19 protein-coding genes and 1 other RNA gene are annotated in these 22028 nt (G+C 67.2%); 9 read left to right on the forward strand and 11 right to left on the reverse strand.

The window, feature by feature from the left end:
- Positions 1-79: 79 nt before the first annotated feature.
- Positions 80-2677 carry an ATP-dependent chaperone ClpB gene (gene clpB, locus LGM71_RS19875; RefSeq protein WP_124622616.1) on the forward strand — a complete coding sequence of 866 codons (2598 nt, stop codon included), beginning with the start codon at positions 80-82 and terminating at the stop codon, positions 2675-2677.
- 128 nt (positions 2678-2805) lie between these two features.
- Here the strand turns inward: clpB and LGM71_RS19880 are convergent, their stop codons facing one another.
- On the reverse strand, positions 2806-3237 hold the full coding sequence (locus tag LGM71_RS19880) for a YidB family protein (protein ID WP_059604306.1): 432 nt from the start codon (positions 3235-3237) through the stop codon (positions 2806-2808).
- A gap of 88 nt (positions 3238-3325) precedes the next feature.
- Positions 3326-3922, reverse strand: a complete 597-nt coding sequence (locus LGM71_RS19885; RefSeq protein ID WP_226116071.1) for a ComEA family DNA-binding protein — start codon at positions 3920-3922, stop codon at positions 3326-3328.
- A 286-nt stretch (positions 3923-4208) separates the two neighbouring features.
- On the opposite strand from LGM71_RS19885, the gene LGM71_RS19890 reads away from it, so the two are divergent.
- Complete coding sequence (locus LGM71_RS19890; protein ID WP_059604310.1) at positions 4209-4670, forward strand: MerR family transcriptional regulator; 462 nt, start codon at positions 4209-4211, stop codon at positions 4668-4670.
- On the forward strand, positions 4654-5088 hold the full coding sequence (locus LGM71_RS19895; protein ID WP_124622620.1) for a carboxymuconolactone decarboxylase family protein: 435 nt from the start codon (positions 4654-4656) through the stop codon (positions 5086-5088). Before LGM71_RS19890 ends, LGM71_RS19895 begins: the two co-directional genes overlap by 17 nt.
- Positions 5089-5107: 19 nt before the next feature.
- Here the strand turns inward: LGM71_RS19895 and LGM71_RS19900 are convergent, their stop codons facing one another.
- Positions 5108-7027 (reverse strand): sigma-54-dependent Fis family transcriptional regulator, encoded by a 1920-nt coding sequence (locus LGM71_RS19900; RefSeq protein WP_226116073.1) that lies wholly within the window; start codon positions 7025-7027, stop codon positions 5108-5110.
- Positions 7028-7549: 522 nt separating this feature from the next.
- Between LGM71_RS19900 and LGM71_RS19905 the strand changes: the two genes are divergently transcribed.
- The 5 genes from LGM71_RS19905 (at position 7550) to lipA (ending at position 12853) form a co-directional block, all read left to right on the forward strand.
- Positions 7550-8608, forward strand: coding sequence for an ATP-NAD kinase family protein (locus LGM71_RS19905; protein ID WP_226116075.1), 1059 nt, complete (start codon positions 7550-7552; stop codon positions 8606-8608).
- A gap of 100 nt (positions 8609-8708) precedes the next feature.
- Positions 8709-9692, forward strand: coding sequence for a thiamine pyrophosphate-dependent dehydrogenase E1 component subunit alpha (locus LGM71_RS19910; protein WP_059604323.1), 984 nt, complete (start codon positions 8709-8711; stop codon positions 9690-9692).
- Positions 9693-9760: 68 nt separating this feature from the next.
- On the forward strand, positions 9761-10765 hold the full coding sequence (locus LGM71_RS19915; RefSeq protein WP_059680104.1) for an alpha-ketoacid dehydrogenase subunit beta: 1005 nt from the start codon (positions 9761-9763) through the stop codon (positions 10763-10765).
- A 4-nt stretch (positions 10766-10769) separates the two neighbouring features.
- Positions 10770-11885, forward strand: coding sequence for an acetoin dehydrogenase dihydrolipoyllysine-residue acetyltransferase subunit (locus tag LGM71_RS19920; RefSeq protein ID WP_226116077.1), 1116 nt, complete (start codon positions 10770-10772; stop codon positions 11883-11885).
- A gap of 2 nt (positions 11886-11887) precedes the next feature.
- Positions 11888-12853, forward strand: a complete 966-nt coding sequence (gene lipA / locus LGM71_RS19925; protein ID WP_059604332.1) for a lipoyl synthase — start codon at positions 11888-11890, stop codon at positions 12851-12853.
- A gap of 15 nt (positions 12854-12868) precedes the next feature.
- On the opposite strand, the gene LGM71_RS19930 is transcribed toward lipA, so the two are convergent.
- The 8 genes from LGM71_RS19930 to trxA form a co-directional block, all read right to left on the reverse strand.
- Positions 12869-14233, reverse strand: coding sequence for an MATE family efflux transporter (locus tag LGM71_RS19930; RefSeq protein WP_226116079.1), 1365 nt, complete (start codon positions 14231-14233; stop codon positions 12869-12871).
- A 2-nt stretch (positions 14234-14235) separates the two neighbouring features.
- Entirely contained in the window at positions 14236-15993 is a 1758-nt protein-coding gene (locus tag LGM71_RS19935; protein ID WP_124903569.1) for an ArnT family glycosyltransferase, read from the reverse strand.
- Between the two features lie 226 nt (positions 15994-16219).
- A complete protein-coding gene (locus LGM71_RS19940) occupies positions 16220-16483 on the reverse strand; it encodes a type B 50S ribosomal protein L31 (RefSeq protein ID WP_040144297.1) in 264 nt (87 codons plus the stop codon).
- Positions 16484-16643: 160 nt separating this feature from the next.
- Positions 16644-17474, reverse strand: a complete 831-nt coding sequence (locus LGM71_RS19945; protein WP_226116081.1) for a zinc-dependent peptidase — start codon at positions 17472-17474, stop codon at positions 16644-16646.
- Between the two features lie 38 nt (positions 17475-17512).
- Positions 17513-19069 (reverse strand): MFS transporter, encoded by a 1557-nt coding sequence (locus LGM71_RS19950; RefSeq protein ID WP_059604348.1) that lies wholly within the window; start codon positions 19067-19069, stop codon positions 17513-17515.
- On the reverse strand, positions 19066-19566 hold the full coding sequence (locus LGM71_RS19955) for a MerR family transcriptional regulator (protein ID WP_226116083.1): 501 nt from the start codon (positions 19564-19566) through the stop codon (positions 19066-19068). The genes LGM71_RS19950 and LGM71_RS19955 overlap by 4 nt, the downstream gene beginning before the upstream one ends.
- Before the next feature lie 132 nt (positions 19567-19698).
- Entirely contained in the window at positions 19699-20961 is a 1263-nt protein-coding gene (gene rho / locus LGM71_RS19960; RefSeq protein WP_006478662.1) for a transcription termination factor Rho, read from the reverse strand.
- A 194-nt stretch (positions 20962-21155) separates the two neighbouring features.
- Positions 21156-21482, reverse strand: coding sequence for a thioredoxin TrxA (gene trxA / locus LGM71_RS19965; protein ID WP_006402348.1), 327 nt, complete (start codon positions 21480-21482; stop codon positions 21156-21158).
- 413 nt (positions 21483-21895) lie between these two features.
- On the opposite strand from trxA, the gene ffs reads away from it, so the two are divergent.
- An RNA gene (gene ffs / locus LGM71_RS19970) (signal recognition particle sRNA small type) lies at positions 21896-21994 on the forward strand.
- The last annotated feature ends 34 nt before the right edge of the window (positions 21995-22028 follow it).

A 22028-nucleotide genomic window follows, 5' to 3' on the forward strand; every position in this document is an offset into this window, starting at 1 on the left:
TGAATCAACCCGAATTTCGCTTGAAACCCGTATAACCATCCTCATCTTGGTGTTAATCGAAAATTGGAGGTCTCGCCAAATGAGAATCGACAAGCTCACCACCAAGTTCCAGGAAGCACTCGCGGACGCGCAAAGCCTCGCGGCAGGCCGCGACAATCAATACATCGAACCCGTTCACGTGCTGGCGGCGCTGGTCGCTCAGCAGGACGGCTCCGCTCGCTCGCTGATGTCGCGCGCGGGCGTGCACGTGCAGGCGCTGCAAGGCGCGCTGAACGAAGCCATCTCGCGCCTGCCGCAAGTAACGGGCACGGGCGGCGACATCCAGATCGGCCGTGAGTTGGCCGGGCTGCTGAACCAGGCCGACAGGGAGGCGCAGAAACTCAACGACACGTTCATCGCGAGCGAGATGTTCCTGCTCGCCGTGTCCGACGACAAGGGCGAAGCCGGCAAGCTCGCGCGCCAGCACGGCCTCACGCGCAAGGCGCTCGAAGCCGCGATCGCCGCGGTGCGCGGCGGCTCGCAGGTGCACAGCCAGGACGCCGAAAGCCAGCGCGAGGCGCTGAAGAAATACACGGTCGACCTGACCGAGCGCGCCCGCGCGGGCAAGCTCGATCCGGTGATCGGCCGCGACGATGAAATCCGCCGTTCGATCCAGATCCTGCAGCGCCGGACCAAGAACAACCCGGTGCTGATCGGCGAGCCGGGTGTCGGCAAGACGGCGATCGTCGAAGGGCTCGCGCAGCGCATCGTCAACGGCGAAGTGCCCGAGACGCTGAAGGGCAAGCGCGTGCTGTCGCTCGACATGGCCGCGCTGCTCGCCGGCGCGAAGTATCGCGGCGAGTTCGAGGAGCGCCTGAAGGCCGTGCTCAACGACATCGCCAAGGACGAAGGCCGGACGATCGTGTTCATCGACGAGATCCATACGATGGTCGGTGCCGGCAAGGCCGAAGGTGCGATGGACGCAGGCAACATGCTGAAGCCGGCGCTGTCGCGCGGCGAGCTGCACTGCATCGGCGCGACGACGCTCGACGAATACCGCAAGTACATCGAGAAGGACGCCGCGCTCGAACGTCGCTTCCAGAAGGTGCTCGTCGACGAGCCGAGCGTCGAGGCGACGATCGCGATCCTGCGCGGGCTGCAGGAGAAGTACGAACTGCACCACGGTGTCGACATCACCGACCCGGCGATCGTCGCCGCGGCCGAGCTGTCGCACCGCTACATCACCGACCGCTTCCTGCCGGACAAGGCGATCGACCTGATCGACGAGGCTGCGTCGAAGATCAAGATGGAAATCGATTCGAAGCCCGAAGAGATGGACAAGCTCGATCGTCGTCTGATCCAGCTGAAGATCGAGCGCGAGGCCGTGAAGAAGGAGCAGGACGAGGCGTCGCAGAAGCGCCTGCAGCTGATCGAGGAAGAGATCGAACGCCTCGGCCGCGAATATGCGGACCTGGAAGAGATCTGGACCGCCGAGAAGGCCGCGGTGCAGGGCAGCGCGCAGCTCAAGGAAGAGATCGAGAAGGTGCGGGCGGACATCGCGCGCCTGCAGCGTGAAGGCAAGCTCGAGAAGGTCGCCGAGCTGCAGTACGGCAAGCTGCCGCAACTCGAGTCGCAACTGAAGCAGGTCACGCAGGCCGAAGAGCAGGAGCAGCACAACCCGACGCGTCCGCGTCTGCTGCGCACGCAGGTCGGCGCGGAAGAAATCGCGGAAGTCGTGTCGCGTGCAACCGGGATTCCCGTGTCGCGGATGATGCAGGGCGAACGCGAGAAGCTGCTGCACATCGAGGAAAAACTGCACGAGCGCGTGGTCGGCCAGGACGAGGCGATCAGCGCGGTGGCGGACGCGATCCGTCGTTCGCGCGCGGGTCTCGCCGATCCGAACCGCCCGTACGGCTCGTTCCTGTTCCTCGGCCCGACGGGGGTCGGCAAGACCGAGCTGTGCAAGGCGCTGGCGTCGTTCCTGTTCGATTCGGAAGAGCACCTGATCCGCATCGACATGAGCGAGTTCATGGAGAAGCACAGCGTCGCGCGGCTGATCGGCGCGCCGCCGGGCTATGTCGGCTACGAGGAAGGCGGCTACCTGACGGAAGCCGTGCGCCGCAAGCCGTACAGCGTGATCCTGCTCGACGAGATCGAGAAGGCCCACCCGGACGTGTTCAACGTGCTGCTGCAGGTGCTCGACGACGGCCGCATGACCGACGGGCAGGGGCGCACGGTCGACTTCAAGAACACGGTGATCGTGATGACGTCGAACCTCGGCTCGCAGGTGATCCAGGCCATGACGGGTTCGCCGCAGGAAGAGATCAAGGACGCCGTGTGGCTCGAAGTGAAGCAGCACTTCCGCCCCGAGTTCCTGAACCGGATCGACGACGTCGTCGTGTTCCACGCGCTCGATCGCAGCAACATCGAATCGATCGCGAAGATCCAGCTCGCACGCCTGCACGACCGGCTCGCGAAGCTCGACATGGCGCTCGACGTGTCGCCCACCGCGCTCGAACAGATCGCGAAGGTCGGCTACGATCCGCTGTTCGGCGCGCGGCCGCTGAAGCGCGCGATCCAGCAGGAGATCGAGAACCCGGTCGCGAAGCTGATCCTCGCGGGCCGCTTTGGTCCGAAGGACGTGATCCCGGTCGACGTCAGCGACGGCACGTTCGTGTTCGACCGCGTCGTGCACTGATCGTCGGTGATCGGCCGCACGCCCGGTTCGCGCCGGGCGCGCAAAAACAAACACCCCGCTCAGGCGGGGTGTTTGCATATGGGGCGGCCGAAACCGCCGTCGGGGCGGTCAGCCGGCGCGCTGCGGGCTCAGGCCTGCTTGCTGCCGCCGAACATGCCGGCGAGCTGCGTGAGCGTGCCGAGCACGTTCGACGTATCGACCTGGCCGCCGGCCGGCACTTCGCCGTTCGGCGTCGCGCCGTTGACGACGTGCGGCAGCACTTGCGCGAGGATCGACGATGCCTGAGACGGATCGATGCCGACCTTGCTCGCCAGCGAGCCGACGACGTCGGAACCGAGCACGTTCTGCAGCGTGTCGGCCGAGATCGGCTGGTTTTCGCCGTTACCGACCCACGAGCCGATGATGTCGCCGGCGCCGCCGGCCTTGAACTTCTCGATCAGCCCGTTCAGGCCGCCCGGCTGGTTGTTGATGAATTCGAGCGCCGTCGTGATGAGTGCGCTTTGCGAGTTGCCGCCGGCCTGGCCGCCGATCAGACCGCCAACGATGTCTAGGAGACCCATGGTTCTTCACCTTTACTGAAAAGGGCGCCGCAACGACGGCGCCCGTTGATCGAATGCCGCGCGCACGCGATCGCGCGCGTGGCGCATATCAGGCGCCCGACGCCGCGGCGGCGGAGGCTGCCTTGTCCTTCTTGCTCTTCTTCTTCGAGCCCTTCGTCGCCTTCGTGGACGACGCTGCGGCCGGCGCGCTCGCTCCCGCATCGGCGGATGCCGCTGCGGCCGCGGCTGCCTTTTCCTTCTTCGACATGCGCTTGCTCTTGGCCGACTTGGTCGCTGCTTCGGGGGCGCTCGCGGCCGGGGCCGTCGCCGTCGTGCCGGCCGTTGCGGTCGTCGACGTCGATGTCGACGTCGTGGCCGACGTGGTCGCCGACGTCGTCGCGGCCGGCTTCGACAACTTCACGCCCTTCGGCGGCGTCGACGAGCCGCCGATCGTCAGGCCGTTTTCCTCGAGATGCCCGACCGACTTCGTGCCGAGACCCTTCACGCGGTTCGCGAGGTCGTCCGCGTCCTTGAACGGGCCGTTCTTGGTGCGTTCGTCGATGATCGCCTTCGACTTCACGGGCCCGAGGCCCTTCACCGATTCGAGCGCGGCCTCGTCGGCCGTGTTGACTTCAACGGCCGCGGCGATGCCGGCGGCGAGCGACAGCGACAGCGCGACGAACAGCATCAGCAGCTTTTTCAGCATGGCAAAGGCTCCCTGGTTCTGACGGATGAATGGCTGTTGCAACGGACGGCGGGGCGAGACCTGGCCGGGCGTCGCCGTTAAGCATAGGACAAATGCGTGCCCTTTTTAAGACAGGCTGTCCGAATCTTGCTGAAGGCTTGCGTCGCTGTAAAGACAGAAAGCCGAGTCGGGCGGCGGTTTTGACCATTCTTTACGGTGTTCGCGGCGGTGATTTCGAATTGTCGTGGCTGGCCATTCGACAACGCTTGACTTAGAGTGAACTCTAACTCCTAACCTTGATCCTGCCATGTCGAAAACCGTATCCAGACCTTCCGCCGCCGGTCCGCTGACGATCGGGCAAGTCGCCGAACTGACCGGCGTGTCGACGCATACGCTGCGGTATTACGAGCAGGCCGGCCTGCTGCGCGCGATTTCACGCACGGCGGCGGGGCACCGGCTCTATGCGCCGGCCGACCTTGACTGGCTTGCCTTCGTGATGCGCCTGAAGGCGACCGGCATGCCGATTGCGCAGATGCAGCAGTTCGCGGCGCTGCGTGCGCAAGGCGAGTCGACGTTCGGTGCGCGGCGCAGCTTGCTGGCCGCGCATCGCGACGCGGTGCGCGCGCATATCGCGGAACTGCAGGCGAGCCTCGACGCGATCGGCGACAAGATCGCGTACTACGAGGCCAAGGAGCGCGAGACGGAACGACGGGCGAATGCTACTCATTCACTCTTGGAACAGGACGGACACCATGGATCGACTCGTTGAAGATCGCTACACGCGCGGTTGGAACAAGCTGAAGGAAATCGACGGCGAAGTGGGCGAACGCGTGATCGCGGCGCTTGCGCCGATCGCGCCGGACTTCGGGCGGCTGCTCGTCGAGTTCGGCTTCGGCGACATCTACAGCCGGCCGCAGCTCGACCTGAGGGCGCGCGAGATCGCGACGATCGCCGCGCTGGCCGCGCTCGGCAACGCGCAGCCGCAACTGAAGGTGCATGTCGAGGCGGCACTGAACGTGGGCTGCACGCGCGACGAGATCGTCGAGGTGTTCATGCAGATGGCCGTCTACGCAGGTTTCCCGGCCGCGCTGAACGCGCTGTTCGCCGCGCACGAGGTGTTCGCGCGGCGCGACGAAGCGGCGGGTGAGGCCGGGAAAGCAGGCGAAGTGGCCGCGCAGGCCGCGTGATGGCGGTCGCGCCGGCTCGTCACGCGCGGTGCGGCGCGACGATCCGGTGTTTCGCGATCCGCCGGTAAAGCGTCGCGCGCGAGATGCCGAGCGCCTGCGCGGCTGCGTCGGGCCGCCAGCGATGCGCGGTGAGCGCCGCGACGATGCGGCCGCGTTCGTCGTCCGGCAGCGCGCCGCCGGACGGGCCGGCGCCGAGCTGCGCGGCGAGATCGGCCGGCAGGTCGCGCCGCGTCACGCGGGCGGCATCGCACACCGCGCACGCATAGCGCAGCACGTTGCGCAGTTGCCGCACGTTGCCCGGCCACGGATACGCGGCGAGTTGCTCGGCGAGCGACGTGTCGAGCGTGAGCACGTGGCCGGTCGCCTGCGCTTCCTCGGCGAATACCGCGGCGATCACGTCGCGCACGTCCGCGCGCTCGCGCAGCGGCGGCAGTTCGAACGTCGCACCGCTCAGCCGGTAATACAGATCCTCGCGGAACGTGCCGTCGGCCACCATGCGCGCGAGATCGCGGTGCGTCGCGCAGATCACGTCGAGATCGACGCGCACGGGCGTATCGCTACCGAGCGGCACGACCTCGCCGTCGGCGAGCACGCGCAGCAGGCGCGTCTGCAGCGTGAGCGGCATGTCGCCGATTTCGTCGAGGAACAGCGTGCCGCCGTCGGCGAGCGCGATCTTGCCGCGCGCACCGTGCTTGCGCGCACCGGTGAACGCACCCGCCGCATAGCCGAACAGCTCGCTTTCGATCAGCGCCTCGGGCAGCGCGCCGCAGTTGACCGCGACGAACGGCCGTGCGCGTCGCGCACCGGCGTCGTGGATCGCGCGGGCGAATACTTCCTTGCCTGCGCCGGTTTCGCCGAGTACGAGAATCGGCAGCCGCTTGCTCGCGACACGCAGCGCGAGTTCGGCCTGCTGCGCGACGCGCGCGTCGCTGCTGTGCAGGAACGGCGTCAGGGCGCCGACGTGGCGCTGCGCGGTGCCGGGGCGGCGCGATGCCGTGCCGGTTTCGCGGCCGGCGCGCCGTAGCGGCGCGCGCAGCCGCGCATAGAGCGGGGCACCCGTCGCGCGCAGCCGCAGCGCGACGATCGTGTCGAGCCGCGCGGCGTCGCGCAGCGGCATCTCGGTTGCGTCGAAGATCTCGTCGATATGGCGCGGTTCGCGCAGCGCCGGCAGCGAGTCGCGCGCCTGCCGGTTCGCGGCGACGATGTTGCCGCACTCGTCGAACGCGATCAGCCATTCGGGCTGCGCCTCGACGTAGTGACGATTCGGATGCCCGAACAATATCCAGTGTTGCGCGGTGCTGTGCACGAAATAGCCGTCCTCGATCAGCGCCGCGCTCTGCCGCACGAGCTGGTACACGAGACGCTGGCTGTCGCGGCCGTCCGGCGACTGGACGGCCGACGCGTCGAGCACGCCGATCAGTTCGCCGCCCGGCGCGAAGATCGGGGCCGCGCTGCAGGTGAGGGTGGTGAACGCCGCGCGGAAGTGGTCGGTCTTGTGCACGGTGATCGGCGCGAGATCGGTCAGCACGCTCGCGACCCCGCAGGTGCCTTCCTCGCTTTCCGACCAGCACGAACCGATGTGCAGCCCCGCATGACGGAAGTCGTTGCGGCGTTCGCGGTCGATCCGGTAATCGATCGTCACGCCGTGCGCGTCGGTCAGCATCACGCAGTAATCGGCGACGCGAATCATGTCGTGCAGGCGCGTCAGGCACTGGCCCGACGCGCGCAGGAAGGCTTCCTCCTTGTCGCGCACCTCGCGCAGCTCGGCCGCGGTCAGCACGCGCGGGCCGATCGACGACGCTGGGTCGAGCGCGTAGCGCTCGAGCGAGCGCTGCCACGACGACACGAGACGCGCGGAATCGGCAGGCGCGGGCAGGCGTCCGGCGAGCGCGCCGAGCACACGGTCGGCGTGCTGGGCCTGGGGGACGACGTAGGGCATGATCGGCTCCGGTTCCGTACGACGGGGAATTCGATGTTCTTGTAGCACATCCGTCGGCGCGGATCACATTGCATCGCAGCACGCGCGCGGCGTGAGACGTTCGTCTCAGCGGCATCTCAGCCGGACTCGCGCGATTGAGACGCGCGGGCATGCCGCGCGCGATGGTGGCCCACGTCATGGTGTCGCGCGCCGCGCCGCGATACGCGTGGCTTGCCGGCCGACGCGCAATCCGGATGAAGGTGCCGAAACCGGTGCGCCGTGACATCGACGGCGTGAGACGCACGGGCGGTTTCGCGGAGCGTCGGGCTGTCAAGGCGGCAGATGTCGCTGATCGGCATGCCCGCAGAGCCAGTCCGCACACGGGTTCCGTGGTCGTCGCACACACGGTGGCACGCCGCTTGCAGATGTCATGGGCAAGCCCGGCGCGGTCGCGTCGGGTGCGATGATCCGCTGCCCTCGATGACGGCGGACGACACATGCAGGGCCGGCGCGAGCGCCGGTCCATTGGATGGAGACAAGCCCGTGACGACGCCCGTGACCGTCGGCGTGATCGCGAACCCCGCATCGGGGCGCGACATTCGCCGCCTGACGACGCATGCATCCGTGTTCCCGACGGCGGAAAAGGCCAACATGGTCGTGCGCCTGCTCGCCGGCCTCGGCGCGATGGGCGTCGAGCGCGTGCTGACCTTGCGCGACAAGACGGGCATCGCGACGCTGCTGATGCGTGCGCTCGATACGCATCGCGCGGTCGCGCCGCACGAACGCTGGCCCGACGTCGAATTCGTTGACCTGCCGATCTCCGATACCGTCGCCGACACGCACGCCGGCGCCGCATACATGCACCGGATGGCAGTCGCGCTGATCGTCGTGCTCGGCGGCGACGGCACCCATCGCGCGGTCGCCGCGCATTGCGGCGCGACGCCGCTCGTCGCGCTGTCCACCGGCACCAACAACGCGTTTCCCGAACATCGCGAGGCGACCGTCGCGGGCGTCGCGGCCGGACTCGTCGCGACCGGCGCCGTGCCGGCCGAGGTCGCGTTCGCGCGCAACAAGCGGCTCGTCGTGCGCTGCGGGGCGGGCCCGAACGCGGGGCGCGAGGAGATCGCGCTCGTCGACGTGTGCGCGGCCCGCCAGCGCTTCATCGGCGCGCGCGCGATCTCGGGGCCTGACGACATCGACACGCTCTATCTGACTTTCGCGGAGCCGGACGGCATCGGCCTGTCCGCGCTCGGCGGCGCGTGGGCACCGCTCGAGCGCAGCGCGCCGCACGGGCTCGCGATGCGTTTCGCCGCCGATGGCAAGACCGCCGGCACGCCGCTCGTCGCGCCGATCGCACCCGGCCGCGTCGATCGCGTCGTGATGCGCAGCTGCGAGCGGCTCGAGCCGGGCGCGTGGCAGACGATCCCGTTCGAGCACGGCACGCTCGCGTTCGATGGCGAGCGCGAGATCGAGGTCACGCGCGGCGACCGCTACGAGATCGCGCTCGACTGGCGCGGGCCGCTGACGGTCGATGTCGGCCGCACGCTGCGTTACGCGTCGTCGCGGCAGTTGTTGCGCGATGCCGGCGCGTGGCGCGGCTGACGCCGGCTTCACGTTTCACCGACGGCCGGGCCGTCGTGCAATCCGTCGCCGGGGCGTTGCCGCGGCGGCATTCGCAGTCAGACCTATCAAGGAGACACACATGACCGTTTCGACACAGCTCAGCAGGGACACGCTGCTGGATGCGTATCGGCTGATGCGCACGATCCGCGAATTCGAGGAGCGCCTGCACGTCGAGTTCGCGACCGGCGAAATCCCCGGCTTCGTTCACCTGTACGCGGGCGAGGAGGCCTCCGCGGTCGGCACCATGCTGCACCTCGGCCTCGAGGACTATGTCGCCACCACGCACCGCGGGCACGGCCACTGCATCGCGAAAGGCGTCGACGTGCACGGGATGATGGCCGAGATCTACGGAAAGAAGACGGGCGTTTGCCACGGCAAGGGCGGTTCGATGCACATCGCCGACCTGTCGATGGGAATGCTCGGCGCGAACGGGATCGTCGGCGCGGGCGGCCCGCTCGTGTGCGGCGCGGCGCTCGCGGCCAAGCACAAGAAGACGGGCGGCGTCGGGGTGTGCTTCTTCGGCGACGGTGCGTCGAATCAGGGCGTGATCTTCGAATCGATGAACCTCGCGTCGGTGTGGCGGCTGCCGGCGATCTTCGTGGCCGAAAACAACGGTTATGCGGAAGCGACGTCGTCGAGCTGGTCGGTCGCGACCGACAACATCGCCGACCGCGCGAACGGCTTCGGGATGCCGGGCGTGATCGTCGACGGCTTCGACTTCTTCGCGGTGCACGAAGCGCTCGGCGAAGCTGTCGCGCGCGCACGCAACGGTGGCGGCCCGACGCTCGTCGAAGTGAAGTTCACGCGCTATTTCGGTCACTTCGAAGGCGACGCGCAGACCTATCGCGCGCCGGGCGAAGTACAGAAGCTGCGCGACGAGAAGGACTGCCTGAAACATTTCGAGACGCGCGTCGTGCGTGCCGAGGTGCTGACGACCGACGAACTGCGCGCGGTCGATGCGCAGGTGAAGGCGCTGATCGACGACGCGGTTGCGCAGGCGAAGGCCGCGCCGCTGCCCGACGCGGCCGACTTGCTGACCGACGTGTACGTGTCGTACCCGTGAACGCGATGTGACACAGCGGCCACCGGCCTGCAGCCGGCACGGCGAACCCAATATTCCAGGAGACGGACATGGCAAGGAAGATCACTTATTCGCAGGCGATCAACGAGGCGCTCGCGCAGGAAATGGCGCGCGACGACAGCGTGATCGTGATGGGCGAGGACAACGCGGGCGGCGCGGGCGCGCCGGGCGAGGACGACGCATGGGGCGGCGTGCTCGGCGTGACGAAGGGGCTGTTCCACAAGTTTCCGGGCCGCGTGCTCGATACGCCGCTTTCGGAAGGCGGCTACATCGGCGCGGCGGTCGGCGCGGCCGCGTGCGGGATGCGGCCCGTCGCGGAACTGATGTTCATCGATTTCATGGGCGTGTGCTTCGACCAGATATTCAATCAGGCCGCGAAATTCCGTTACATGTTCGGCGGCAAGGCCGTGACGCCGGTCGTGATCCGCGCGATGTACGGCGCCGGCCTGCGCGCGGCCGCGCAGCATTCGCAGATGCTCACGTCGCTGTTTACGCACATCCCGGGGCTGAAGGTCGTGTGCCCGTCGACGCCTTACGACGCGAAGGGGCTGCTGATCCAGTCGATCCGCGACAACGATCCCGTGATCTTCCTCGAGCACAAGCTTCTCTACACGCGCGAAGGCGATGTGCCTGAGGAATCCTATGCGATTCCGTTCGGCGAGGCGAACATCGTGCGCGACGGCGATGACGCGACGATCGTCACCTATGGCCGCATGGTGCACCTCGCGACCGACGCGGCCGCGAAGCTCGCGAAGGACGGCATCCAGGTCGACGTGATCGACCTGCGCACGACGTCGCCGCTCGACGAGGAAACGATCCTCGAAAGCGCGGAGCGCACCGGGCGCGTGGTGGTGGTCGATGAGGCGAACCCGCGCTGCTCGATCGCAACCGACATCGCCGCGCTCGTCGCGCGGCGCGCGTTCCGATCGCTCAAGGCACCGATCGAGCTCGTGACCGCACCGCACACGCCCACGCCGTTCGCCGGCGTGCTGGAAGACCTTTACATCCCATCCGCCGACGCGATCGCGCAGGCGGTACTGAAGACGAGGAGCTGACACGATGTCGATTCACATGATCACGATGCCCAAGTGGGGGCTGTCGATGGAGCAGGGGCAGGTCAACGGCTGGCTCAAAGCGATCGGCGAACGCGTGACGAAGGGCGACGAAGTGCTCGACGTCGAGACCGACAAGATCTCGTCGGGCGTCGAGTGCGCGTTCGACGGCACGCTGCGCCGACAGGTCGCGCAGGAGGGCGAGACGCTGCCGGTCGGTGCGCTGCTCGGCGTGGTGGCCGCGGCCGAGGCAAGCGATGCCGACATCGACGCGGCGATCGCCGAATTCCAGCGCGATTTCGTGCCGGCCGCGGCCGCCGACGACGCGGCGGGCCCGCAACCCGAGAAGGCGCAGATCGGCGGACGCACGGTCCGGTTCCTGAAACTCGGCGACGGTTCGGGTACGCCTGCGGTGCTGATCCACGGCTTCGGCGGCGACCTGAACAACTGGCTGTTCAACCACGCGGAGCTGGCCGCGCATCGGCCCGTGTGGGCGCTCGACCTGCCCGGGCACGGCGAGTCGGGCAAGGCGGTCGACACGGGCAGTCTCGACGAACTGGCCGACGCGGTGCTCGCGCTGCTCGACGCGCAGCACATCGATCGTGCGCATTTGATCGGGCATTCGATGGGCGGCGCGGTCGCGATGGCCGCGGCCGAACGCGCGCCGCAACGCGTCGCGTCGCTGACGCTGATCGCGAGCGCGGGGCTCGGCACCGATATCAACCGCGCCTATATCGACGGCTTCGTCGCCGGCAACAGCCGCAACACACTGAAACCGCACCTCGGCGCATTGTTCGCCGACGACGCGCTCGTGACGCGACAACTGGTCGAGGATCTCGTCAAGTACAAGCGGCTCGAAGGTGTGCAGGCCGCGCTGGAGAAGATCGCGAACGCCGCGTTCGACGGCGCGTCCCAGCGGCGCGTGTTCCGCGACCGCGTCGGGGCGCTCGCGCCGCGCACGCTCGTGATCTGGGGCGAGCGCGACGAGGTGATTCCGGCGCAGCATGCGCAGGGCTTGCCGGACGGCGTGCGGGTCGAGGTGATCGCCGGCAGCGGCCACATGGTGCAGATGGAGGCGGCTGCCGACGTGAACCGCTTGATCGTCGCGTTTCTCGGAGACTGACGATGGCCGCCGCGCTCGAACGACCCAGCCTCACCGCGCTCGGCCAGCCGGGCGCGAGGAGCCGCGACAAGCTCGCGCGCATTCCGGTGCGCGTCGAGCCCGCGGCCGGCGCGGCGCTGCCTAAGCCGCCGTGGCTGCGGGCGCGGCCGATGATGAGCGGGGCGGTCGCCGACATGGCGGCCGTGCTGCGCGATCATCGGCTGCATTCCGTCTGCGAGGAGGCGATGTGCCCGAACATCGGCGAATGCTTCGCGCAGCGCACCGCGACTTTCATGATCATGGGCGGACTGTGCACGCGGCGCTGCCCGTTCTGCGACGTCGCGCACGGCCGCCCCGATCCGCTCGATCCCGACGAGCCCGCGCGGCTCGCCGACGCTGTCGCGGCACTCGAACTACGCTACGTCGTGATCACGTCGGTCGATCGCGACGACCTGCGCGATGGCGGCGCTGCGCATTTTGCGGCCTGCATCGCGGCGGTGCGCGCGAGCGTGCCGGGCATCGGCGTCGAGGTGCTGACGCCCGATTTCCGTGGCCGCGTCGCGCGGGCGCTCGATGCGTTGTCGTCAGCGTGGCCGGACGTGTTCAATCACAATATCGAGACGGTGCCGTCGCTGTATCGGGCGGCGCGGCCGGGCGCCGACTATCGCGGTTCGCTCGAACTGCTCGCGCAGGCGAAGGCCGCGCGGCCGACGCTCGTGACGAAATCGGGCTTGATGCTCGGGCTCGGCGAGCGCGACGACGAGGTGCGGGACACGCTGCGCGACCTGCGCGCGCACGAGGTCGACGTGCTGACGCTCGGCCAGTATCTCGCGCCGTCCGCGCACCATCTGCCGGTGCGCCGCTACGTGAGCCCCGATGCGTTCGCCGCGTGGCGAGACGAGGGGTTGGCGCTCGGGTTCAGGGAAGTCGTTGCCGGTCCGCTCGTGCGGTCCTCGTACCACGCGGCCGACGTGCTGGAGGGCGCGTAGGCCGCGCGCCATGCGTCATGAGCCGTATGCGCTGACGGCCGGTTGCGTGCGGCTGACGTGGCGCAGGTAGAGCGCGAGGCCTGCGCCCGCGAGCATCAGGCTGATCGTGTTCGCGAACCAGAAGCCGCGCGCGCCGGTCAGCCAGGCGGGCGCGATGCCGCCGACGTCGAAACCGAGCACGTAGCCGCCGCCGAGCCCGACGCCCCATAGCGCGACCGCATAGATCACGGTCGGCACGACCGCGACCTTGTACGCGCGCAGCACGAATGCGGACGTGATCTGCAGCGCGTCGAAGAAGTGGTAGCAGGTGACGATCGCGACGAGCGGCAGCGCGGCGGCGGCCACGGCCGGGTTCGGTGTGTAGCCGCCGACGATCAGCGGACGCAGCGTGAACACGAGCCCGCCGTACGCCGCCGCGATCCCGCACGCGAGCATCACGCTGTGCCGGCCGAGCAGGCGTGCCTCGTCCGGGCGGCCGGCGCCGAGTGCGCGTGCCACCAGCGTCGACGCCGCGACGCCGATCGACAGCGGCGTCATGTACAGCACCGCGCCGATGTTGCCGGCGATCTGGTGGCCGGCGAGCGTCGTCGTGCCGAATTGCGCGATGAAGAGTGCCATGCACGTGTACGACGTGACCTCGATCAGGTATGACAGGCCCATCGGCACGCCGAGCTTCAGGATCGCCTTCTGGCGTGCCCAGACGGGCCAGCAAAAGCGCGAGAAGATCGAAAGCGGCGAGAACACGTCGAGCTTCGCGAGCAGCGTGAAGCCGATCAGGGCGAGCGCCCAGTTGATCAGCGTGCTGGCGAGCCCGCAGCCGGGCCCGCCGAGGGCCGGCACGCCGAAGCCGCCGAAGATGAACCACACGTTGAGGGGAAACTTGAGCAGCAGCGCGCCAACCTGCAGGATCATCGCGAGGCGCGGCTTGCCGGCCGCGTTGGCCAGCGCGTTGTAGATCCGGAACACGAGGCTCGCCGGCAGGCCGTACGACAGGATTCGAAGGTAATCGACCGTGCGATCATGCAGCGCGGGCGGTGCGTGCGCGATGTGCAGCAGCGGTTCGGGAAAGTGCAGCAGCAGGAAGCCGGGCACCGCGAGCATCAGCGCGAGCCACAGCGCCTGACGGACTTCCTCGCCGATTTCCGCGTAGCGCCGCGCACCGTAAAGTTGCCCGGTGATGGGCTGCAGCGCGGACAGGATGCCCGTCATCCCGATGTAGACCGACACGTAGATCGACGAACCGAGCCCGAGTGCGGCCAGGTCGATGGCCGAATACCGGCCGACCATCGCCGTGTCGATCACGCCGAACGCGATGATCGCGAGCTGGCCGACGAGCACCGGCCACGCGAGACCGACGATCCGGCGGATGTCGGCGAACATCGTCAATCGACCGTCCGGTGGCGCGGGCCGCGGCGCTTGACGGGCGCCGTTGGCCGCTCGATGCGCTCGTACAGGCGGAAGCGTTCGTCGCGGTCGGCGACGCGACGGCCTTCCCACACGAGACGCCACACGTATTGCGACATCGCGCTCGGCTCGCCGAAGTCCGCGCGGTCCTGGCGCAGGATCACGTCGCAGTCGCCCGAGAATTCGAAGTGCATGTCGCCGAAGTACGCGAAGGTCGCGATCTGCGCATCGCCGAGCCGCACGGGCGCGATGCACTCATAGTCTTTCGGCAGATGCGACGCGATCTGTTGCGCGACATCGCTGTAAGTCCGGCCGTAGTTGACGATCGGCAGCCACAGCGTCATCAGCAGCACCCACATCAGCGTGGTGCCCGCGCCCGACAGCACGACGCTGCGCCACAGCACCTTCGGCTGGCGCGAGATGCGCCAGCGCGCGAGCAGGCACCAGCACACGGTGACGATCACCGCGCAGATGAACGAGAGGATCTTGAAGTGCGGTTCGTAGCCCGGCACCAGGCGCGCGAGGTTGCGCGCGAGCGGGTGCGGGAAGCCGGTGAGCGACGCAAGCCATACGAGCCACACGAAGGTGCCGAGGATCGTGAAGCTCAGCACCGCGAACCAGTCGAACGCGTTGATCGCGCCGCGCTTGAGCGTCGGCAGCGCGAAGGTAGCGAGCACCGCGAGCGGCGGCAGCAGCAGCATGTACATGCGGTTCGACTGCTGGCTCTGCAGGATCACGAGCGCGACGAGCGGTACCACGACCGACAGCGGAATCGCGATGTGCGCGCGGCGGCGCATGCCGGCCCAGCTCCACCACGCCCAGATCGCGAGCGGCCACGCGGGCCACGTGAAGAGCGGCAGGTTTTTCGCCGCGTAGGCGAGCACCGCGGTTGGCGGGCCCGAGAAGCGCATCAGGCTGCCGTGGATCCACTGGTTGAAGAACCACGCGGCGTCGTCGGGTGCCGCGTGGAACGCGGCGAGCGGCCACAGCGCGAAGATCGCGGCCGCAAGCGGCAGGCCGATCAGCGGCAGGCGCAGGTTGCGCATCTCCGGCGTGACGAGCCACAGTGCGGCCGTGCCGGCGAGCAGCGCGACGACGAGCACCGGGTTGCCGGACAGCGCGACGAGGCCGATCGCGACGCCCCACCACAGCGCACCCTGCATCGGCTTGTCGATGCCGCGCACGATGCCGTACACGAACATCGCGATCCACGCGAACTGCGCGAGCTGCGGCGTCGTTTCGTGGCCGCGCTCCGCGAGCCCGAAGCACGCGACGAGGACCAGCAGCGCGCCGTCGGCGAGCGTGCGGCCGTAGTCCCGCGGCTCCGGCTCGCCGCCGAATGCGTACTTGAACGGCTGGACCTCGGCGCGCCGGCCGAGCAGGTAGGCGGCGTACCAGACGAACGCGCACGCGAGGCAGAACAGCACGCCCGTGTCGACGCGCGACGCGTTGCTCGCGTCGACCCACGGTGCCAGCGCGCGGATCGACAGCGCGCCGAGCCAGTAGCCGAGCGGCCCGTCGGTCGTGATGAACTTGCCGACGAGATTCGGCAGCAGCCAGTCGTGCCAGCCGCCGGTGGCCATCGTCCACATCACGCCGAAGCCTGCCGCGTCCTCGTTCTTCCACGGGTCGCGGCCGAACAGGCCGAACGCCGCGTAGACGAGGCAGAGCGTAAGCAGCAGCCAGCGCGGCAGCGCGCGCGTGGCGGAGGCGGTGAGACGAACGACTGGCTTCATGCAGATGAGTGATTTGTTATGAGCAGGCGGCCGGCGCGGTCATGCGCCGACGGCGCCGGATTCGGGCATCCGGCATTGTAGACGCGCCGGCCGTTGCGCGTCGGACGATTGCCCCTGCACCGGCCGCCGTGCGGTGTTTTCCCGGCGAGCGGAGACAAAAAAGGGCAGCCTGGGCTGCCCTTTCGTGCGGTACCGGTGCGTTGCAACCACCGGATCGGTGCGAAGCTTACTTCGCGACCTTGCCGCTGGCGCGTGCGCCGAACTTGTTCTTGAACTTCTCGACACGGCCTGCCGTGTCCATGATCTTTTGCTGACCCGTGTAGAACGAGTGCGATTCCGACGACACTTCGATCTTGGCGAGCGGGTAGGTCTTGCCTTCGTGTTCGATGGTTTCACGCGTCTGGATCGTCGAGCGCGTGATGAACTTGAAGCCGTTCGACATGTCTTGGAAGACGACTTCGCGGTAGTCCGGGTGAATGCCAGGTTTCATGATGTTCCTTGGTGAGAGCGGTAGCCAACCCGCCGCTTGCCGTGCCGGACCGCACGCATTCGCACGATTCAGCCGACGTCAAGCCCGGCGCGAGCCACTTGCCTAAGGTCGAAAAACGGCGATTATGCCAGAAAATCAGACGGTTGACGAATAATTTTCATCACGCGTCGAGGGCGCCCGTCCGGGCCGGATCCTGCCGATAGTAGCGGGCGAGCAGCCGGTAGAGCTCCGGAAATTCGGACTCGAACGCACGCGGTCGCACGAACAGCGCCTCGCTGCACACCGCGAAGAACTCCGACGGGTGATCGGCCGCATAGGGGTCGATCAGCGAGTCGCGCTCGAAGCGCGCCCACGCGCGATCCGGCACCGCATCGACGCGCGCGCAGAACTGGTCGTATGCATGCTCGAACACGTCGGCCCACGCCTGCGCGTCGAGGTGCGGCGCGTGCCAGCGGCGAAAAAGGGGCGGATACCCGTCGGCCTCGCCATTGACCATGTCGATCTTGTGCGCGAACTCGTGGATCACGACGTTGTATGCGTCGCGGCCGTCCGTCATCTGCGCGTCTTCCCACGACAGGATCACCGGGCCGCCTTCCCACGCTTCGCCGCTCGCATCCTGCTCGACTTCATGGACGACACCGTCCTCGTCCTGCACGGTCTTGCGGATGACGAATTCACCCGGATACACGACGACGCCGACCCAGCCGTCGTACAGCGACAAATCGAGGTTCAGCACGGGCAGGCACGCCTGCGCGGCGATCGCGACAATCATCTCGTCGGTCAGCGCGAGTCCGTGCGCGGTCGAGAACGATTTCTTCGCGATGAACAGGCTCGTCAGCTCGCGCAGCCGACCCAGATCGCCGGGCGACAGCGCGTCGAGGAATGGCAGGCGCGCGACGGTGTTCCGCCACAGCTCGTCGGGAATCGGATGGCTGCGCAGCGCGCGGTCGCGGCGGCGGTCGTCGAGCCAGCGGGTCAGTTTCGAGAGCATGGAAGCAGCGCGGGAGAATCCAAAGCCTGTCTTTTAACTCAATCGATCTCTTTTTGCCATGCCGCGAAGAGACCGCCGACGAGCGCGACGCCCGCGAGGAAATAGAAACCGTCGAGCGACGCGAGGAACGACGCCTGTTGCGCGACCATCCGCGCGATCGATGCGATCGCGAGGGCGTGCGCCTCGTTCAGCGCATGGCCGGCAGCCGCGTAGCTGCGCGTGAGCGCGTCGACGGTTTGCTGGAACAGCGGATCGAACACGTTCGCGCGCTCCACGAGCCGCGTCTGATGTACGGCCAGCCGGTGCTGCTCGACGATGATCACCGACGACGTCGCGAACGAGATCGTCAGTTGCCGCACGATGTTCTTCAGCCGGTAGCCGTGCGTGTATTCGTCGATCGCGAAGATGCGGAACGTCAGGTTCGCGACCGGCAGCACGATGAATAGCAGCAACAGCCCGCGCAGCAGCAGCGGGACGATCAGCGCGGCCTCGCCGACCTGGGGCGTCATCCGCGTCATCCACAGCGCTGCGACGATTGCGATCGCGAACCCCGGCACGACGAACCATTTCTTGTGCGTGACGCGCTTCGCGTGGCGCAGGTAGACGAACAGCGCGGTGGCCGAGATCAGCGACATCGTGCCGACCAGGCGCCCGGCGTTCTCGACCGGATAGCCGAGCCCGCCTTCGAGCAGGCGGGAGGTCAGGTAGCTGAAGCCCGTCGACTCGTAGTAATAGAACATATACAGCAGCAACCCGACCTGGAACGTGCGCTCGCGAAACGCATGCAGTCGCACGAGCGGCGTCGGATGGTTCCACTGGTGATAGGCGAACCACGCGAGCGCGCCAAGTCCCCCGATCGTCAGCAGGATCAGCATCGGCGAGCCGCTGTAGAGCTGGTAGTGCACCTGCTGCAGCACGATCTGCAGCGCGCCTTGCGCGAGCGCGAATACGATGTACGGCCAGAAATGCCCGGAGCCGCGCTCGTCGTCGGGCGTTCTGCCCGAATCGGGCAGCGTGAGGAGCGCGAGAATCGCGAACGCGATGCTGGCGGGCGCCGTGCACGCGAACAGCGCGCGCCACGTCAAATGCGCGACGAGCAGCCCTCCGACGATCGGCGCAAGCGCGCTGCCGAGCAGGATCATGATCAGGAACGCGCGCGTGGCGGGCGGCCGCTCCTGCGGCTTGAAGCTGATCTGGATCAGGATCCGGCATGCACCCATCATGGGGCCGATGAAGTAACCCTGGAAGCCGCGCGCGAACGCGAGCTCGAGCGACGTGTCGGCGAGTGCGGCCGCGATCGCGCCGAACGAGAACATCAACATGCAGCCGGCGACGTAGCGGCGATGGCCGAGCCGATCGACCCACCATTGTTGCTGCAGGATGCCGAGCACGGCCGTGACCGCATACGCGCTCGACGACCACACGAGCTCGTCGGGCGACGCGTTGATGCCGCCCGCGATGTAGCTCGCGAAGAACGAGAAGGCCGCGTTGTCGAAGTAGTCGATGCCGGTCACGAGCGCGAGCGCCCACGGGAACAGGTCCGCGCGCAGGTTCGCACGGCTCCACAGCGGCGGGCGACCCGGCGCGACGTTCATTCCCGATCCTTGCGCGAGCGCCGCGTGCCGGCTTCGGCTTGCCGCTGCGCGATCAGCGTGTCGGGGTTTTCGCCGGCGAGGCGCCGTTCGATATAGTCGATGTCGTGCTGCAGTTCCTTGCGCAGCGCGACGGCTTCCTTCAGCTCGCGCTGGACGGCCGCAATCCGCTGGTCGAGCGTGTCGATTTGCTCGGCGAGCCCCGAGCGGATGTCGCGCAACGACGCGTCCGAATAGCGGCGCCGGCCGTCGCCCGTTTCTTCCAGCGGGCGCTTGAGCATCTCGGTGATGCCGTGTAGCGAAAAGCCGAGCGCGCGCAGCCGCAGGATGCGGGCGAAGCGTTCGAGATCGGCTTCGTCGTAGAGGCGATAGCGGCCGCCGCTGCGTGACGGCGTGACGAGCCCGCGCTCTTCGTAATACTTCAGTGTGCGCGGCGTGACGCCGAGCCGCGACGCGGCGTCGCTCACGGTCAGCAGCGAGGGGGAGGCGTCGTTCGGCATTGGATTGGCGCGGCTTCGGTTGGGGCGATGGCGCGATTATAGATCAACCTGTACGTTCACGTTCAGGTTGACGTGAAAAAACGGCTGCCGGGCGAAATGCGCGGGCAGCCGTTCGTTGCGGTGCGGGGGCGATCAGCCGCCGCGGCGCATCAGGTCGAAGAACTCGGAGTTGCTCTTCGTCTGGCGGATCTTGTCGAGCAGGAATTCCATCGCCTCGACTTCGTCCATGTCGTGGATGAACTTGCGCAGCACCCAGATCTTTTGAAGGATCTCGGGCTTGATCAGCATTTCTTCGCGGCGCGTGCCCGACTTGTTCAGGTTGATCGACGGATAGACGCGCTTTTCCGCGAGACGGCGCTCGAGGTGCACTTCCATGTTGCCGGTGCCCTTGAACTCTTCGTAGATCACGTCGTCCATGCGGCTGCCGGTTTCGATCAGCGCGGTGCCGATGATGGTCAGCGAGCCGCCTTCCTCGATGTTGCGAGCCGCGCCGAAGAAGCGCTTCGGGCGCTGCAGCGCGTTCGCGTCGACACCGCCCGTCAGCACCTTGCCCGACGCCGGGATCACGGTGTTGTACGCACGTGCGAGACGCGTGATCGAGTCGAGCAGGATCACGACGTCGTGCTTCATTTCGACGAGGCGCTTGGCCTTCTCGATCACCATTTCGGCGACCTGCACGTGACGCGTGGCCGGTTCGTCGAACGTCGAAGCGATCACTTCGCCGGCGACCGAGCGCTGCATTTCGGTCACTTCTTCAGGGCGCTCGTCGATCAGCAGCACGAACAGGATGACGTCGGGATGGTTCTGCTTGATCGCATGTGCGATGTGCTGGAGCATCACGGTCTTGCCCGACTTCGGCGACGCGACGAGCAGGCCGCGCTGGCCCTTGCCGATCGGCGCGATCATGTCGATGATGCGGCCCGTGACGTTCTCTTCGCCGCGCATTTCGCGTTCGAGCGACAGCGGCTTGTTCGGGTGCAGCGGCGTGAGGTTCTCGAACATGATCTTGTGTTTCGAGGCCTCGGGCGGCTGCCCGTTGACTTTGTCGACCTTCACCAGCGCGAAGTAGCGCTCGCCGTCCTTCGGCGTGCGGACTTCACCTTCGATGGTGTCGCCGGTGTGCAGGTTGAAGCGGCGGATCTGCGACGGGCTGATATAGATGTCGTCGGTGCTCGCGAGGTACGACATTTCCGGCGAGCGCAGGAAGCCGAAACCGTCCGGCAGCACTTCGAGCGTGCCGTCGCCGAAGATCGTCTCTCCCGTCTTGGCGCGCTTTTTGAGAATGGCGAACATCAACTCCTGCTTGCGCAGGCGGTTCGCGTTTTCGATCTCCAGGCCATTGGCCATTTCGATCAGTTCGGACACGTGCAGAGACTTGAGCTCGGATAAATGCATACGGAGAACCCGCCAGGGAGGAGAAGCGACGAAAAGAAATAAGGGAGGAGGGTGAGCGGAAGCGCTCTGAGACTTAATGCGTCTTGTAGACGTTTTTTGATTCTAGCATACGCCGATTCGCGCCTGAGCGGCCGATCGGCGGCTTGACGGCGGACGTGTTGTCGGTTGACAACACGTCCGCGGAACAGCCGGTATTACAGGTGGCTGTCCAGGAATGCGGTGAGCTGCGACTTCGACAGCGCGCCGACCTTCTGCGCGGCGGCCGCGCCGTTCTTGAACAGGATCAGCGTCGGGATGCCGCGCACGCCGAACTTCGCAGGCGTTGCCTGGTTGTCGTCGACGTTGATCTTCGCGATCTGCAGCTTGTCGCCGTAATCCTTCGCGACTTCGTCGAGGATCGGGGCGATCATCTTGCACGGGCCGCACCATTCGGCCCAGAAGTCGACGAGCACGGGCTTGTCGGATTTGACGACGTCCTGTTCGAACGATGCGTCGCTGATGTGTTTGATCTGTTCGCTCATTGGGTCAATACCTCTTACGGTTCGGGGACTGCCTGCTCGGCGCGTTGCGGCGCTCCGGCGGCCTTGTCGGCTGCCGGCCGCTGCCGCAGGTCACTCCCTCTCCGGAAGGAAGGGCGTAAGCGCTGCTTGGCGCGGCTCGCGGGTCGTTCGGGCGTCATATTAGCCTAAATTGCTATCTGCTGCGGGCGGCGATAGTAGCCGCTACGCGAGTAGGGGTACGACGCGCCGTTTGACCGTTGTGTCCCGAACTTGGAGGCCGGCGCGCAAAATACAAGAGTCACGAAGCGTCACGATATATGACCGCGGGTTCGCGCCGGATTGGAGAGCCCGCACGCGCGTCGGTTTGCTCGATCTTTGGCCTTGTTGCGAACAAACGGTCGCATTCGGCCGGAAGCGGTGATAGAATATGCCGTGACGGGCCTCCTCGCATGGTGGGGCGGTGAACCTGGTCAGGTCGGGAACGAAGCAGCCACAATCGTTTTCCGCCAGTGCCGAGGGTCGGGCTCGTCACCTTTCCTCTCGCCCCGTTCGCCGGGCGTTTTTTAT

Source organism: Burkholderia sp. AU33545 (genome assembly GCF_020419685.1).
GTDB lineage: Bacteria > Pseudomonadota > Gammaproteobacteria > Burkholderiales > Burkholderiaceae > Burkholderia > Burkholderia diffusa.